The 15,173-nt window shown below is 66.0% G+C and carries 11 protein-coding genes and 1 tRNA gene; 7 read left to right on the top strand and 5 right to left on the bottom strand.

The window, feature by feature from the left end; genetic code table 11:
- Positions 1-19: 19 nt before the first annotated feature.
- On the bottom strand, positions 20-2,386 hold the full coding sequence (locus CBR61_RS09655; RefSeq protein ID WP_157696555.1) for an EAL domain-containing protein: 2,367 nt from the start codon (positions 2,384-2,386) through the stop codon (positions 20-22).
- A 94-nt stretch (positions 2,387-2,480) separates the two neighbouring features.
- Positions 2,481-2,936: a DUF3429 domain-containing protein gene (locus CBR61_RS09650; protein ID WP_088914161.1), complete on the bottom strand. Its 456-nt coding sequence runs from the start codon at positions 2,934-2,936 to the stop codon at positions 2,481-2,483.
- Between the two features lie 78 nt (positions 2,937-3,014).
- Between CBR61_RS09650 and CBR61_RS09645 the strand changes: the two genes are divergently transcribed.
- From CBR61_RS09645 to CBR61_RS09635, 3 genes are all read left to right on the top strand, one after another.
- Positions 3,015-3,788, top strand: a complete 774-nt coding sequence (locus CBR61_RS09645) for an SDR family NAD(P)-dependent oxidoreductase (RefSeq protein ID WP_088914160.1) — start codon at positions 3,015-3,017, stop codon at positions 3,786-3,788.
- Between the two features lie 169 nt (positions 3,789-3,957).
- The gene (locus tag CBR61_RS09640) at positions 3,958-5,262 is read left to right on the top strand and encodes an ABC1 kinase family protein (RefSeq protein ID WP_420705704.1); all 1,305 of its coding nucleotides are present in this window, start codon (positions 3,958-3,960) and stop codon (positions 5,260-5,262) included.
- A 131-nt stretch (positions 5,263-5,393) separates the two neighbouring features.
- Entirely contained in the window at positions 5,394-5,894 is a 501-nt protein-coding gene (locus CBR61_RS09635) for a low molecular weight protein-tyrosine-phosphatase (protein WP_088914159.1), read from the top strand.
- A 1-nt stretch (position 5,895) separates the two neighbouring features.
- Here the strand turns inward: CBR61_RS09635 and recG are convergent, their stop codons facing one another.
- On the bottom strand, positions 5,896-7,971 hold the full coding sequence (recG, locus tag CBR61_RS09630) for an ATP-dependent DNA helicase RecG (protein ID WP_088915561.1): 2,076 nt from the start codon (positions 7,969-7,971) through the stop codon (positions 5,896-5,898).
- A 74-nt stretch (positions 7,972-8,045) separates the two neighbouring features.
- On the opposite strand from recG, the gene CBR61_RS09625 reads away from it, so the two are divergent.
- Positions 8,046-8,324 carry a succinate dehydrogenase assembly factor 2 gene (locus CBR61_RS09625; protein WP_088914158.1) on the top strand — a complete coding sequence of 93 codons (279 nt, stop codon included), beginning with the start codon at positions 8,046-8,048 and terminating at the stop codon, positions 8,322-8,324.
- Positions 8,325-8,482: 158 nt separating this feature from the next.
- A complete protein-coding gene (gene mfd, locus CBR61_RS09620; RefSeq protein ID WP_088914157.1) occupies positions 8,483-11,983 on the top strand; it encodes a transcription-repair coupling factor in 3,501 nt (1,166 codons plus the stop codon).
- Between the two features lie 134 nt (positions 11,984-12,117).
- Here the strand turns inward: mfd and CBR61_RS09615 are convergent, their stop codons facing one another.
- Positions 12,118-12,951 (bottom strand): EAL domain-containing protein, encoded by an 834-nt coding sequence (locus CBR61_RS09615; RefSeq protein ID WP_088914156.1) that lies wholly within the window; start codon positions 12,949-12,951, stop codon positions 12,118-12,120.
- 154 nt (positions 12,952-13,105) lie between these two features.
- Here CBR61_RS09615 and CBR61_RS09610 point away from each other — a divergent pair, with 154 nt between their 5' ends.
- Entirely contained in the window at positions 13,106-13,900 is a 795-nt protein-coding gene (locus CBR61_RS09610; protein ID WP_088914155.1) for an NAD kinase, read from the top strand.
- Positions 13,901-13,992: 92 nt separating this feature from the next.
- Positions 13,993-14,067: transfer RNA gene (locus tag CBR61_RS09605), tRNA-Asn, on the top strand.
- A gap of 259 nt (positions 14,068-14,326) precedes the next feature.
- Here the strand turns inward: CBR61_RS09605 and CBR61_RS09600 are convergent.
- Positions 14,327-14,845 (bottom strand): PEPxxWA-CTERM sorting domain-containing protein, encoded by a 519-nt coding sequence (locus CBR61_RS09600; RefSeq protein WP_088914154.1) that lies wholly within the window; start codon positions 14,843-14,845, stop codon positions 14,327-14,329.
- Positions 14,846-15,173: the final 328 nt, after the last annotated feature.

Genomic DNA, 15,173 nt, shown 5'->3' with positions numbered 1-15,173 from the left:
AGCACTTTATTAACCTTAATCAACCGTTAAATGCTGCCCGCCTCTCTCCCAACATCGCCAGCAGTTCGGGCATGGTGATCGCCTGCGAGAAAAAATAGCCCTGCGCCTGGTCGCAACCCATCGCCCTGAGCTCTGCGACGACAGCAGCGTCCTCCACCCCTTCCGCGACGACGATCTTGCCCAGCGAGTGCGCGATCTCGATGGTCGCCCGCACCACTGCCCTGCTCTCTTCCGAGGTCGCCATGTGCTGCACGAAGCGCTTGTCGATCTTGAGCTCCGAACTCGGCAGCTTCTCGATGTATTCGAGGTTTGACTCGCCCGTTCCGAAATCGTCGATCGACAGCCCGATCCCCCGCGCCTTGAGCGCGGCGATCTGCGGAGCGATGCGGTGATCCTCGAGCTTGGCGGTCTCGGTCAGTTCCAGCGTCAGGTTCTCGGCCGGAAAATCGTAGCGGCCCAGCAGGGTCATGATATCGAACAACAGGTGGGTGTCGGACAGGCTCTTGGCCGACATGTTGACCGCCAGCTTGAAGCGCGGGTCGAGCGCGATCGCCTGCTTGGCCTCGAGCAGCGCGCCCTCCATCACCACCAGGGTAAGTTCGTTGATCCGGTCGCCCGCCTCGGCGGCGAGCACGAGATCCTGCGGGTTGACAAGCTCTCCCCCGTCGGGCCGCCAGCGGATCAGCGTTTCGGCCCCGACGATCCGGCCCGAGGCGAGATCGACTTTCGGCTGATAGGCGACTCCGATATCCCGATCGCGCAGCCCCTTCTCCAGCAGACGGATCATCCCGAGCCGGTGGTTGCGCGCCTCCAGATGGGCGGCATCGTTGATGATGAAGCGCACGCCGCGCGCAGCCGCCTCATCGGCGGCCTGCATCGCCTTCTTGATGCGCTGGCCGATCGGCAGCTCGTAATTGATGTCGATGCCGAGCGCGGGCGCGCTATTGGTCGATTGCCAGTCGTAGCTGATCGCGGTCTTGAGCATCAGCGCCAGACCGTCGGCATGGCGTTCAAGGCTAGCGGCGTCCATGCGGGGAGCGAACCACACCAACACGTCACGCTCGAAGGCGACATCGGCGACCTCGCCCGGTTCCTTGACATAGGCGATCAGGCTGTTGACGAATTCGCCGAGTTCGCGCTCGCTCCAGTCCTCGGAAATTTCCGACAGGTTCGAGATCTTCAGCGCGTAGACGTCCCGGCCCGCATTGGCGCGATCGAGGCTGAGCGCCGAGGTCGTCATCGCATCGACATCGCCGCTGTAGTACTTCTTCGTTATGCGGTGGAAGCCGAAGCCGGCGACACCCAGCGCGAGCAGACCGGACATGATGTCCATGCTGACAGCGGTCTCGTCGAGAATGAACGTGACGGCCAGCAGACCACCGGCCGCGATCCACAACACACGGGACGATCGGGTGCGCCTCGATGCCTGCACGATAATGGCGAGGGCGCCGATCAGCAGGGCAGGATACCAGTAAAGATCGACGGGGGTGCCGCGCTTGAGCGTATGGGCGCCGACGATGTGCAAGGTGGCCCCGGGAAAGCGGCCATAAAGCGGATGCTCGAATACATCGACTGAGGCGATATAGGCCTCACCAACGATGACCCTCTTCCCCTTCAGCTGGTTTGCTCCCACGCGACCGTGCAAGACATCGACGTAGCTGTAAGTGGGCAAAGAGCGCGGATCGATCGCAAGGTCGGGCCGGAACCGACGAATCGGCCCGTCGTAGTCGGCCAGGACAGCTGCAATGGCGGGATATTTCGCTCCGCTCGTTTCGACCTCGGTGACGATCTTCGCACCCTGGCGGAATGGGGCTGACTCGTAGACCATCGATGCCACCCCGGCGCGTTCGCGGAACTGCGAATGGGGAAGCACTTCCTGGATCTTCTGAAAAGATTTCTCGAATTGAGGAACCATGCCCAGCCAGACCATGCCGCGATACCGGTCGAGGGTCGCGGAGAACCGCGCATCGGCTTCCGGGGAAGAAGGGTCGGCGTGTGCGCGGTCCCACACGATTTGGTGGACCCCGGCAGCAACCAGCCGGTCCATCAGCAGACTGTCGTCGAGCCGCGATGGCGTGCCCTTGCCGATTGCGTTGAGCGAGGCGTTATCGAGCGCGATCATCACCACGTCCTGCGGAGCCGGTCGGGCCCTCACGTGTGCGCGCATGACGCGATAGAAGTCTTCGGCTGGCAGGGGCACTTCGATCCAGCCCGAAAGCGAGCCCAGCGCAATCGCGATCACGGCCACCTTGATGCGCTTGCGCAGGACGATGTCCGTGCCGGAGCGGCCTTCCAATTCTCCTGCAGATACAGCAACTTTCCCGCCGGTCCTGCCGAACGCACGCCGGATCCTGTCGGCCAGTGACTTAAGCGAAGCAATGATCAAGCGCGCTGTCCCGTGGGGAAACTCTAGCTTCTCCCTAGGGTACAGTGGTTAATTCATCGCAAACATGACGTCCTCGCCCGCTTCCGCGGCGCCGTCACAGCACCTGCGGCGCCAGTAGTCCAAGCCCGATCGTCAGCCCGCCCAGACCGAGCGAGAGGTGCCAGCGCAGGCGCAGGAAGTCCGCGTCGGCAAAGCCCAGGGCGCGGTCGACAAGCGGCGAGAGCAGGATCAGCGCGCCGAGGTAGAGCATCGCCGGTCCGGGCCAGTCCCAGCCGAAAGTCCAGGGCAGGAACAGCGCCACAGCGATCAGGCTCGGGAGCACGGCGAGGACATAGGCACCCGTGCCCGCCCGCCCGTGTCCGAGCGCCTGTCCCCACCATACACCGCCAAGGAAGCTGAAGATCGCCGCCGCATAGGCGAAGCCCCCGGCAAGCGCCGAATAGCGCCATTCGTGGCCCGTCAGGATCAACGCGATGCAGATGATCTGCGGCAGCAGCCCGGCATAGCCGAGCGCCCGCGCTGCGGGTGAGAGCGAGGTCTGTCCGTCCATGCGGGCACAAACCGGCAGCCCTTGCAGCGGTTCCCGCCCGTCTTGCACCGGCGCGGCGTTTGCGCCACGTGGGACGGCATGGACCTGTTCGATCTCACCGGCCGCGTGGCCCTCGTCACCGGCGGCAATGGCGGGCTCGGCCTTGCGATGGCCCGCGGGCTCGCCAAGGCGGGCGCCCATGTCGCCATCCTCGCCCGCAACCCCGCCAAGAACGCCGCTGCGGTCGAGGAACTGCGCGGTCTGGGCGATGGCGACGTGCTGGCGCTGACCTGCGACGTGGCCGAGGAGGACGCGATCGCCGCTGCTCTGGAACAGACCCTCGACGCCTTCGGGCGGGTCGATGTCTGCTTCGCCAATGCCGGGATTTCGGGCGCGGGGACGGCGATCCCCGACATCACCGCCGAAGGCTGGGACCGCACGCTCGCGGTCAATACCCGCGGGGCGGCGCTGGTCTACAAGTACGTGACCCGCCACATGATCGCACGGGCGAAGGAAGGCGATCCCGGCGGAAAGCTGATCGCGACCTCCTCGGGCCAGTCGATCATGGGGGTCAACCGCTCGTCGGATTACGCCGCCTCCAAGGCCGCCCTCAACGGCCTCACCCGCGCCGCCGCGTTCGAGCTCGCGCGCTACGGGATAACCGCCAATGCCCTCCTCTTCGGCTATTACGAAACCGACATCACCGCCAAGGCCGACCCGAAGTTCGCGGAATGGATGAGCCGCCGCATCCCGCTGCGCCGCCCGGGCGACCACGCAGGGCTCGAAGGCCTCGCGGTGTTCTTCGCCTCGCCCCATTCGGACTACATCACAGGCCAGTGCCTGCCGGTCGACGGAGGCCTGTGCATCAGTTGATTACGCCAGGATCGGCCCCACCTTGGCCGGAACGCGCGGCTCCGCCAGCCGTTGCCGTCTGAAACGCCTCCCCGAAACGGAACCCTCTCCCGTGGCCGACGACGATATTCCCGACTTCAAGGATCTGCCCGAAGACCGCAACCGCCAGCGCCCCGTGCCGGCAGGGCGGATGGCGCGCTTCGGCACCTTCGGAAAGCTCGTCGGAGGGGTGGCCGGCGGCATGGTTGCGGAAGGGGCGCGGCGGCTCGCGAGCGGTGAGGGGATCACGGCACGCGACCTGATCCTGACACCCGGCAATGTCCAGCGCCTGACCGACCGCCTGTCGCACCTGCGCGGCGCGGCGATGAAGATGGGGCAGATGATCAGCCTCGATGCCGGCGATTTCCTGCCTGACGAGCTCTCGCGGATCCTCGCGACCTTGCGTGACCAGGCCAATTTCATGCCGACCCGCCAGCTCGATCAGGTGCTGAAGGCCGAGTGGGGCCCCGACTGGCGCAAGCAGTTCCGCTGGTTCAACCCCCGACCCATTGCCGCCGCCAGCATCGGTCAGGTCCACAAGGCCCTTACCCGTGACGGCGAGGAACTGGCTATCAAGGTGCAGTATCCCGGCGTCGCCAAGTCGATCGACAGCGATGTCGACAACGTCATGACCCTGCTCAAGGTCGCCGGCTTCGCCCCGCCGGAGCTCGAGATGGACAAGCTGATGGCGGCGGCCAAACAGCAGCTTCACGAAGAGGCGGACTACCAGCGCGAAGGCCGCCAGATGGCGCTCTATCGCGAGCGGCTTGCCGGGACCCCCGGTTTCGTCGTGCCGCGCCTCCACGAAGGCCTGACGCGCGGCGCGATCCTCGCCATGAGCTTCGAGGAGGGTGTCTCGATCGAGGAACTCGGCAAGGAAAGCCCGGAACGCCGTGACGAGGTCTTCGCCCGGCTGATCCGCCTTGTGGCGCGCGAGCTGTTCGAATTCGGGGTGATGCAGACCGATCCCAACTTCGCCAATTTCCGCTACCGGCGCGAGACGGGCGAGATCGTGCTGCTCGATTTTGGCGCCTGCCGGCCGGTCGATCCGACAGTGGCGAACGGCTATCGCAAGATGCTGCTTGCAGGCCTCGAGGGCAATGCGGAGGACGTGCTCAAGGCAACCATCGAAGCCGGGTTCATGATGCCGATCGTGGCCGAGAAGCACCCCGAGCGGGTGGGACGGATGATCGACATCGTCATCAACGAGATGCGCGCCGATGCGCCCTTCGACTTCGGGGACCGCGCTTTCGTGCCGCTGCTGCGCGAGGAAGGCTATGCCATCGCGCAGGACAAGGACACCTGGGCCTTCCCGCCGATCGAGACCCTCTTCGTGCAGCGCAAGGTCTCGGGCACGGCGCTGCTCGGCGCGCGGCTGAAGGCCAAGGTCAACATCCGGCGGATCACCGAGGAGGTGCTGGCAAGCACCTCGCCCCTCCCCGCCGCCGCCGCCTGAGGACCGTCCTGCCCCGGCTTGGTGCCCGCGCCGGCCTTGTCCAAGCAGCAGCGGACAGGCCGTACATGTTCCATTGGAAACCAACGAGATAGGCGATGGACAGCCTGCAGGAATTGTAATACTGCGAGGCCATGCATGGGGGGATCGACCACAGGATCGGCGTGCTGTTCGTGTGTCTCGGCAATATCTGCCGGTCACCGATGGCCGAAGGCGCATTCCGCGCGGCCGCGCAGGCGCGCGGACTTGCGGTGAATGTCGATTCCGCCGGAACCGCCTCCTATCACGTCGGCCATCAGCCCGACCCGCGGGCCATTGCGATGGCGAGCCTAAAAGGGATCGACATCGCCGGCCAGTCGGCGCGGCAGATCGAGCGGGACGATTTCTACCGCTTCAGCCACATCATCGCGCTCGACCGCGCCAATCTCGAAGGCGTGCGCGCCAAGGCTCCGCGCGACGGCACCGCCTCGCTGGCGATGCTGCTGGATGCGGTCGAAGGCAGGCGCGGGGAGCCGGTGCCCGATCCCTATTATGGCGATACCGCCGCTTTCGAGCACGCGTGGAGCCTGATCGATCTCGGGGTCCACGCCTGGGCGGACCGGCTCCTGCGCGAAGTCGACGCGCTGCGCGCCTGATCTAGCCGCCCCGAAGCAACTGCACGCCCCAGTCGCGCTCGAACAGGTAGAGCAGCAGCCGCGCCGCCTCTCCGCGCGGGCTTGTCAGCCCGCCGTCGCGTTCCATCAGCAGCCGCGCATCGCCGTGGGCGACGGGGAGCAGGCGCTGGGTCTGTTCGAGATCGGCGATGCGGAAGCCCGCCTCCCCCGATTGCCGCGTGCCGAGCAGCTCGCCCCCGCCGCGCAGTTCGAGGTCTTCCTCCGCGATCCGGAAACCGTCCTGCGTCTCGCGCATCAGGGCGAGCCGCTTCTTGCCCGTCTCGGAAAGTTCGTCGCCGCGCAGCAGCACGCAGCGGCTTTTCATCGAGCCGCGCCCCACCCGGCCGCGCAGCTGGTGCAATTGCGCAAGGCCGAACCGCTCGGCCTGTTCGATCACCATCAGCGTCGCGGTCGGCACATCGACCCCGACTTCGATCACGGTGGTCGCGATCAGCAGCCGGGCGTCACCGGTCACGAAGCGCTCCATCGCCGCGTCCTTGACCTCGGGGCGAAGCTGGCCGTGGACCATCACCACCGCATCGCCGAACCGCTCGCGCAGCGCGGCATAGCGCGCCTCGGCGGCGGCGATGTCGGCAAGGTCGGGAGCACCGTCAAGTTCGCGGACCATCGGACAGACCCAGTAGGCCTGCTGCCCGCTGGCAAGGTGCCGCTCAACCCCGGCGATCATTTCTTCCATGCGCGCCTGCGGGAAAACGAGGGTTTCGATCGCCTGCCGCCCCGGGGGCAGTTCGTCCAAGCGGCTCACATCCATTTCGCCATATTGCGCGAGGGTCAGCGAGCGTGGGATCGGTGTCGCGGTCATGGCGAGGGTGTGGGGCGCGCGCCTGCCCTTTGCGGCCAGCGCAAGCCGCTGCGCCACCCCGAAGCGGTGCTGCTCGTCGATCACCACGAGGCCGAGGTCGCGGTAATTGACCGTGTCCTGAAAGATCGCATGGGTGCCGACGAGCAGCTGGATCGAGCCATCAAGCAGCCCCATCAGGATCGACTCGCGCTCGCGCCCCTTGGCGCGGCCCGTCAGCAGGGCGATCTCGACTCCGGTCGGGCCAAGCATCTTCCTCAGGGTTTCGAAGTGCTGGCGCGCCAGGATTTCGGTCGGTGCCAGCAGGGCCGCCTGCTTGCCCGCCTCGACGGCGATCAGCATGGCATTGAGCGCCACCACGGTCTTGCCCGCGCCCACATCGCCCTGAAGCAGGCGCAGCATCGGCGCCTCCTGCGCCATGTCGCCCTCGATCTCGGCGATGGAGCGGATCTGGGCTCCGGTGAGGCCGAAAGGGAGTTGCAGCTTCGCCCTGAGCACGCCGTCGCCGACCAGCGCCTGCCCGCGCCTGCGCCGCCCGTCGGCCTTGACCAGCAGCAGCGCGAGGCTGTTCGCCAGCAATTCGTCATAGGCGAGCCTGTCGCGCGCCTTGGCATCGGTGCCCTCGTGCGCCAGCCGCAGAGCATCGCGCCATGAGGGCCAGCCGGCGCGTTCCAGTTGCCCCGGCTCGATCCACTCCGGCAGTTCCGGCAGCCGCGCCAGTGCCTGCCGTGCGAAATCGGCGATGCGCGGCTGCACCAGCCCTTCCGAGAGGCGATAGACCGGTTCGCTCAGGCGCCCCATGTTCGCGGCGCTGTCCGCCTCGATATGCTCGGGATGGACGATCTGGAGCATGTCGCCATAGCGGTCGAGCCGGCCCGCCACCCAGCGCTTCTCGCCCACCGGCACCAGCTTCCTGGCGCTGTAGGCGGCCTTGCCGAACCAGTTGAGCGAACAGACGTTGCCCTTGTCGTCCTGTGCCAGCACGCGATAGGGTCCGCGGCTTCCGGCGCGCGGGGCGCGATGTTCGACCGGCGTGAGCGGGATGATCACCTGCTCGCCCTCGCTCGCCGAATCGAGATCGGCCACCGCCCGGCGGCTGACGAAGCGTTCGGGCAGGTGGTAGGCCACATCCTTCACCCGCGTCAGGCCAAGCCGCTCGAGCGGCTTCATCAGCTTGGGCCCGACCCCGTCGAGCGTCGCCACTTCGGCGAAGAGCGGATTGAGAGCCTCGGGACGCATGGGCAGCATGGCTAACACCTGACTTGCGTCTTTGCGAGTTGAAGGCGCGCAAGGCTGTGGCTAGGTGCAACGCCATGACCGACGCGCCTTCCTTCGAACAACGTCTCGCCCGCGCGAAGTTCCGCGCCTGGCATCGCGGCACGCGCGAGGCTGATTACATGATCGGCGGCTTCTACGACCGCTACCATGCCGCCTGGGGCGAGGCCGAGCTTGGATGGTTCGAGGCACTGCTCGACGAGGACGATGTCGATGTGATGGCCTGGGCGCTGGGCACGCTGGCCCCGCCCGAGCACCTTGCGGGCGACCTGCTCGCAACCATGCAGAAGCTCGATTACGTCGACATTCCGCGCTGAGCCGCAGCGCCGTTCGACAAGCCGTCGATGCGCCGCTAAGGCCCGGAACAAATCGCGCGCGCCCGCGGTTGTGCGGGGGCGTGCGCCCTTCCCCATACCCCCCTCGATCCGAGCCGGGGGCACTCGTGCTTTGCCGCTGATCCTTGTGAAGTGACCCGATGCCAGACCTGAACCGCATCCTCGCGGCCCGCGATCCGCTCACCCTCGCCTCGCTCCCGCGCGGAAGCGTGCCGCTGGTGCTCGCCGATCTCGCCCGTGCCGCGAAACGGCGGGCGGTGTTCATCGCGCCCGACGATGCGGCGATGCGGGCCGCCGCCGAGGCGGCGCGGTTCTTCGCGCCCGAGATCGAGGTCGTCACCTTCCCCGCCTGGGACTGCCTCCCCTATGACCGCGCCAGTCCCGCCCTGTCGGTCAGCGCCGAAAGGCTCGCCGCGCTCCACCGGCTACAGCAGCCGGGCGCGGCGCAGCAATTGCTGGTCACCACCGTCAACGCCGTGCTCCAGCGCGTGCTCACCCCCTTCCGGGTGCGCGAGAGCGTGCGCGCGTTCAAGGTCGGCACGACCATCGGGCACGAGAGCCTCGCCGCGCTGCTCACCCGGCAGGGCTATTCGCGCACCGACACGGTGATCGACCACGGCGAGTTCGCGGTGCGCGGGTCGATCGTCGACATCTTCCCCTCCTCGCTCGAGAGCGGCCTCAGGCTCGACTTCTTCGGCGACGAGCTGGAATCCCTGCGCCTGTTCGATCCCGCCACCCAGCTGACGATCGAGCGTATCGACGAGCACCTGCTGCTCCCCGCCTCCGAAGCCCTGCTCGACGAGGAGAGCATCAAGCGTTTCCGCACCCGCTACCGCGAGCTGTTCGGCGCGGGCGCGACGCAGGACCCGCTTTACGAGGCGGTCAGCGAGGGGCGGCGACTGGCGGGCATGGAGCACTGGCTCCCGCTGTTCGAGGACAAGCTGGCGAGCCTGTTCGATCACTTCGCCAAGGACGATGTGGTCGTGATCGACCAGAACGCCCTCGGCGCAGCGGAGGAGCGGCTGGCCGATATTGCCGACTACCACGAACAGCGCGGGCGGATCGCGGGCGAGCGAAAGGGCAGCTACCGCCCGCTCAAGCCCGACGCGCTCTACCTTGCACGCGCGGAGTTCGACGCGGCGCTGGCCGCGCTTCCGGCCCACCGTGCCTCGGCCTTCGTCGCCGAGGAAAGCGCGAACGCAATCGACTTCGGCTTTCGCTCGGCGCGCGACTTCGCCCCCGAGCGCGGGCGCGGCGAGAATGTCTACGAGGCCGCCGCCGCGCACCTCAAACCCGTCGCCAAGTCGCAGCGCAAGTCACTGGTCGCCGCCTATTCGGCCGGCAGCGCGCGGCGCATGGCCGCGATCCTCGAGGAAGCGGGCGCCCCCACCGCAATCGCCGAAAGCTGGCAGCAGGCGCTGGGACTGGCGGCCAAGAAGACCACTGCGGTGGTCGTCCTGCCACTCGAGACCGGCTTTGCCTCGGACACGCTGGAGATCCTGACCGAGGCCGACATTCTTGGCGACCGGCTGGTGCGGCGCAAGAAGAAGCGCAAGGATTCCGATGCCTTCCTCGCCGAACTTCAGGCCCTGTCGCAAGGCGATCTCGTCGTCCATGTCGAGCACGGCATCGGCCGCTATCTCGGGCTCGAGGCGATCCCCGTCGGCAAGAGCCAGCACGATTGCGTCGCGCTCGAATACGCGGGCGGGGACAAGCTGTTCATTCCGGTCGAGAACCTCGACGTCCTCACCCGCTACGGTTCCTCGGAACAGGCGGTGGCGCTCGACAAGCTCGGGGGCGAGGCGTGGCAGCGCCGGCGGGCGAAGCTCAAGGAGCGCATCACCGCGATCGCCGGCGAGCTGATGCAGGTTGCCGCCGCCCGCGCATTGAGGCAGGCCCCGGCTCTCCCCGCCGATCCCGCCAGCCTCGGCCAGTTCACCGACCGCTTCCCCTGGGCCGAGACCGAGGACCAGGAACGCGCCATCGCCGACGTTCTGTCCGACCTCGAGAGCGGGCGTCCGATGGACCGTCTGGTGTGCGGCGATGTGGGCTTCGGCAAGACCGAAGTGGCGCTACGGGCTGCGTTCGTTGCGGCAATGAATGGTCAACAAGTGGCCATCGTTGCGCCAACGACCTTGCTTGCCCGCCAGCACTACCAGAACTTCGCCGAACGCTTCGCCGGCTTCCCGCTCAAGGTCGGGCGGCTATCGCGGCTGGTCTCCGCCAAGGAAGCCGCCGAGACCCGCGAGGGGCTGGAGAACGGGCAGATCGACCTTGTGGTCGGCACCCACGCGATCCTGTCCAAGTCCACCAAGTTCAAGAACCTCGGCCTCGTGATCGTGGACGAGGAGCAGCGTTTCGGCGTCACCCACAAGGAGAAGCTGAAGCAACTGCGCGCCGACGTCCACGTCCTGACCCTCACCGCCACCCCGATCCCGCGCACGCTCCAGATGGCGATGTCGGGCCTGCGCGAACTTTCCACCATCCAGACCCCGCCGGTCGACCGCCTCGCGGTGCGCACCTATGTCATGGAGTGGGACGACATGGTGATGCGCGAGGCCCTGCTCCGCGAACATCACCGCGGCGGGCAGAGCTTCATCGTCGTGCCGCGCATTTCGGATATGGCCGATGTCGAGGACTGGCTGCGCAAGAACGTGCCCGAGGTGAAGGCAGTCACCGCTCACGGCCAGATGAGCCCGGGCGAGGTCGAGGAGCGGATGGGCGCCTTCTACGACCGCAATTACGATGTGCTGCTCTCGACCACGATCGTCGAGAGCGGGCTCGACATCCCGAGCGCCAACACGATCATCATCCACCGCGCCGACCGTTTCGGCCTTGCCCAGCTCTACCAGCTGCGCGGGCGCGTGGGGCGGGCGAAGCTGCGCGCCTATGCCTATCTGACCCACGAGGCCGGCGTGGCCCTGTCGGAGATCGCGCAGAAGCGCCTGAAGGTGCTCGGCGATCTCGATTCGCTCGGCGCGGGTTTCCAGCTCGCCAGCCACGATCTCGACATCCGCGGCGCTGGCAACCTGCTCGGCGACGAGCAGTCGGGTCATATCCGCGAGGTCGGATTCGAGCTTTACCAAGCCATGCTCGAGGAGGCGATCCTCGCAGCCAAGGCGGGCGAGATGGGCCTCGAAAAACCGCGCGACAAGATCACCCCGCAGATCACGGTCGACGCCCCGATCATGATCCCGGAAGACTATGTCCCCGACCTCGCGGTGCGCATGGCGCTCTACCGCCGCCTCAACCAGGCCGAGGGGCAGAACGAGATCGAGAGCCTTGCCGCCGAGATGATCGACCGCTTCGGCGATCTGCCGCAGCCGACCAAGAACCTGATCCGCCTGATCGAGGTCAAGCATCAGGCGATCGCGGCCTGCATCGCCAAGATCGACGTCGGCGCGCGGGGCACGCTCGTTACCTTCCACAATGACGATTTCCCCGATCCGGCAGGCCTCATCGCCTATGTCGAGCGGCTGAACGCGAGCGCGCCGGAAACGGCCAAGCTGCGCCCCGACATGAAGCTGGTGATCAACCGCGCCTGGGGCGATCCGCTGAGCCGCCTCAACGGGTTATTCCAGCTGACCAAGGGCCTGAGCGGCATCGTCAAGAAGGCTGCGAAAGCGAAAAAGGCGGCGTGACCGGAGCAATTGCCGAGCGGACCATCTGACGCCCGCCCTTTTGCCCTACTCCCGGCGAATTCGGCAGGTTTCTCCAGGAGTCGTAAATGGCCGGCGAGGGCTGACGACACCGCTATCGTCGGCTGCCCCGCGCTCTACCCGTGCCCCATCCCCCGCGCGGTGCGGGCCAGCGCCAGCACACTCTCGCTCGGCATCGGCTGGGCGCGCAGGAAGCCCTGCCAGCAATCGCAGCCTTCAGCGGTAATCGCGGAGCGCTGGATCTCGGTCTCGATCCCCTCGGCGTAGATCGCGAGGCCAAGCGCCTTGCCGAGCTGCACGATCGCGCGGAACACCGCCAGCGCGGTGGGATCGCCGGGCACCCCTTCGACCATCACCTTGTCGAGCTTCAGCACATCGAGAGGCAGCTCGCGCAGATAGCGGAAATTGCAGAACCCCGCGCCGAAATCGTCGAGCGCGGTGCGGAAGCCGAGGCCGCGCAGCGCCTTCAGCGCGCTCGCCGCCTGGGCGAGGTTGCGCAGCAGCAGGTCCTCGGTGATCTCGAGCATCAGCCGCTGGGGGGTGATGTCCGACTGGCCGATGAGCGCGGCGAAATCGGCGGCGAAGCGCGGGTCGCCCAGTTCCTCGGGCGTGATGTTCAATGACAGGGTCAGCCCCTCGGGCCAGGTGCCGGCATCTTCCAGCGCACGGGCGACGACGTGGCGCGACAGGGGGGCGACCAGCGCCGCGCGTTCGGCCACGGCGAACAGGTCGCGCGCCCCGATCGGCCCCAGCGTCGGGTGCCGCCAGCGGGCCAGCGCCTCTGCCCCCGTCACCGCGCCCGTGACGCAGGAGAACTGCGGCTGGAACAGCACCTCGATCTCGCGCCGGTCGAGCGCGCGCAGCAGATCGGCCTCGAGCACGCCCGGTCGCACGCCGGGCAGGTGCCCGCGCGTTGCCGGTGCGCGCAAGGATGTCCGACCCTGTTCCATCACGCTCCTCTTTGCCCCGCCCTCCCTTAACCCTTGATCGCGCGCCTGCCTCGCATCAATTGCAATCCGAGCCGATATGGCACATCAGGGCAACCGCCTGGCACGGCGTCGGGGATAACCCAATTCGCGCCGCTTTTCTGCCGGAGGGGGACGAATGGCGAGCAACGGCATGACCTATCAGCGGCTGGCGCTGCTCGCGTCGGACACCCCGCGCGCGGCCGAGGCCTACGACGCGCTGCTCGCCCAGGGCGAATGGGTGCCGCTCGACGAGGCCGATGCCGTGGTGGTGCTCGGCGGCGACGGCTTCATGCTCCAGACGCTCCACGCCATGCTCGATGCGGGGCGGGTGATCCCGGCTTACGGGATGAACCTCGGCACCGTGGGATTCCTGATGAACCGCTACGACCGGCGCGCCGCAATCGCCGCCAAGGTCAACAAGGCACGCCACTGGACGATCTCGCCGCTCAGGGTCGAGGCGGTGACGCAGGACGGCGAGACCCACGTGATGAGCGCGATCAACGAGATCTCGCTGCTGCGCGAGACCCGCCAGACCGCCAAGATCGAGGTCACCGTGGGCGACCGCGTGCGCATCCGCGAGCTGGTGTGCGACGGGGTGCTGGTGGCGACGCCCGCCGGATCGACCGCCTACAACCTCTCGGCACAGGGGCCGATCCTGCCGCTCGACAGCAAGATGCTCGCCCTCACCCCGATCAGCCCTTTCCGCCCGCGCCGCTGGAGGGGGGCGATCCTGCCCGACCGGATGAAGATCATCCTCAAGGTGCTCGACCCCGCCAAGCGCCCCGTCGCGGCGGTGGCCGACCAGAAGGAACTGCGCGACATCGCCGAGGTGCGGCTCGAGATCGCGCGCGACTGCGACCTCACCCTGCTGTTCGACCCCGGCCAGAGCCTCGAGGAGCGGATCGTGGCGGAACAGTTCGTGACGGCCTGAGGATCATCCAAGGACCGGCCAAAAGCCTCTTGCAATCCCGTTTTACGCCACATATAGGCGCGCCTCTGCCAGCGGTTTCGGCTGCTGGTTGCTCCCCGATAGCTCAGCGGTAGAGCCCTCGACTGTTAATCGAGTTGTCGTAGGTTCGAATCCTACTCGGGGAGCCATTTTTCTTTATTTTACATTTGGGAATCAAAGCTTTACCTTTTTAAGCTGCAACCTTTCCCCACAATTCCCCCCACATTGCGCACTCGGTCTAGTCTCACGGTGAGTGGGCGATGGTTACGTCACGGCGAATGCATGACAGCTTTTCGGCGATTGGCTGAACCATTGCGAAGGCCGACGTTGCTGGGATCTTTGAGATTTCAAAACCAAAAAGACCGCAGTGTTTCTCGAGCGGCGCTCCAGATCAAACCACCAAGATGATTAAGCGTAAGAAACTGTTACGCTCTGCTGCCGCTTTGCGAAGCGAATCGCACCACCGGTGAAACCCAAACCAATTATCATCATCAGCCAAGTTCCGGGCTCAGGAACTGCGGGGACTTCGCTTACATTAAGCGTAAAGCCTCGGCCATCCACGCTTGTCAAACTGAACGTCCCAGCGGCAAATCTGGGCGCGGATGTTGGGCCGGAGAATAGCTGGATGCCGCTGTATTCTGCAATCCGGTTTCCATTAAGTAAAATGAAACCGCCCCCGTTTACGTCTTCGTTCTGAATCCAAAAGTGAAGATCGAAAACTTGGTTTGCCTGATTAATCGTTCCGCTTACTCCCCTGATGACAGTCCTATTGTTTGTAAAAACTGAAGGCGTTTGATTCTCATTTAGAAACCATGAGGCGCTTGTCGGGCCACTTAATTCAAACAACAACTCCGCTGCGCTAGCATTCGCAGGCGACACAAAGGCCGCTAGACTTGCGGCTGCTGTCAAGAACGGATACGCCTTCATTGAACCACCCCCAATATGAAGCCAGAAAGACAGAGGAAAAAGTTAACACAGCTAGCTGACACGGCAACTCATTTTTGGGACCAATCGAGTTGCATTGATGTCCTTCGTCAATGTTGACCCCGTTCCTGGGTTTCCTGCAGCCATAGCAAAAGTCCGCAGGTTGGTCTTCGTGCCTCCTTCGCGGCACAAGCACGCCGGGCGTGACGCTCTAGTTTTGCAGAAACGCCAGCGCGCTTGCTCCCGCGTTTAGTGCCACAGGGATTAGCGCGGCATGACAAACAAGCGCGCAGCCAAGATGACGCAAACGCAGCTTATTGACCGTTCTGCG

The organism is Porphyrobacter sp. CACIAM 03H1, from assembly GCF_002215495.1.
Lineage (GTDB): Bacteria > Pseudomonadota > Alphaproteobacteria > Sphingomonadales > Sphingomonadaceae > Erythrobacter.
Note: the sequence above shows the minus strand (reverse complement) of the source record. Positions and strands in the feature narration are given on the sequence as shown.

Coding starts and splice junctions, on each gene's coding strand:
- CBR61_RS09650 (WP_088914161.1), bottom strand. CDS start 2,936: ATGGACGGACAGACCTCGCTCTCACCCGCAGCGCGGGCGCTCGGCTAT.
- CBR61_RS09645 (WP_088914160.1), top strand. CDS start 3,015: ATGGACCTGTTCGATCTCACCGGCCGCGTGGCCCTCGTCACCGGCGGC.
- CBR61_RS09640 (WP_420705704.1), top strand. CDS start 3,958: ATGGCGCGCTTCGGCACCTTCGGAAAGCTCGTCGGAGGGGTGGCCGGC.
- CBR61_RS09635 (WP_088914159.1), top strand. CDS start 5,394: ATGCATGGGGGGATCGACCACAGGATCGGCGTGCTGTTCGTGTGTCTC.
- recG (WP_088915561.1), bottom strand. CDS start 7,971: ATGCGTCCCGAGGCTCTCAATCCGCTCTTCGCCGAAGTGGCGACGCTC.
- CBR61_RS09625 (WP_088914158.1), top strand. CDS start 8,046: ATGACCGACGCGCCTTCCTTCGAACAACGTCTCGCCCGCGCGAAGTTC.
- mfd (WP_088914157.1), top strand. CDS start 8,483: ATGCCAGACCTGAACCGCATCCTCGCGGCCCGCGATCCGCTCACCCTC.
- CBR61_RS09615 (WP_088914156.1), bottom strand. CDS start 12,951: ATGGAACAGGGTCGGACATCCTTGCGCGCACCGGCAACGCGCGGGCAC.
- CBR61_RS09610 (WP_088914155.1), top strand. CDS start 13,106: ATGGCGAGCAACGGCATGACCTATCAGCGGCTGGCGCTGCTCGCGTCG.
- CBR61_RS09600 (WP_088914154.1), bottom strand. CDS start 14,845: ATGAAGGCGTATCCGTTCTTGACAGCAGCCGCAAGTCTAGCGGCCTTT.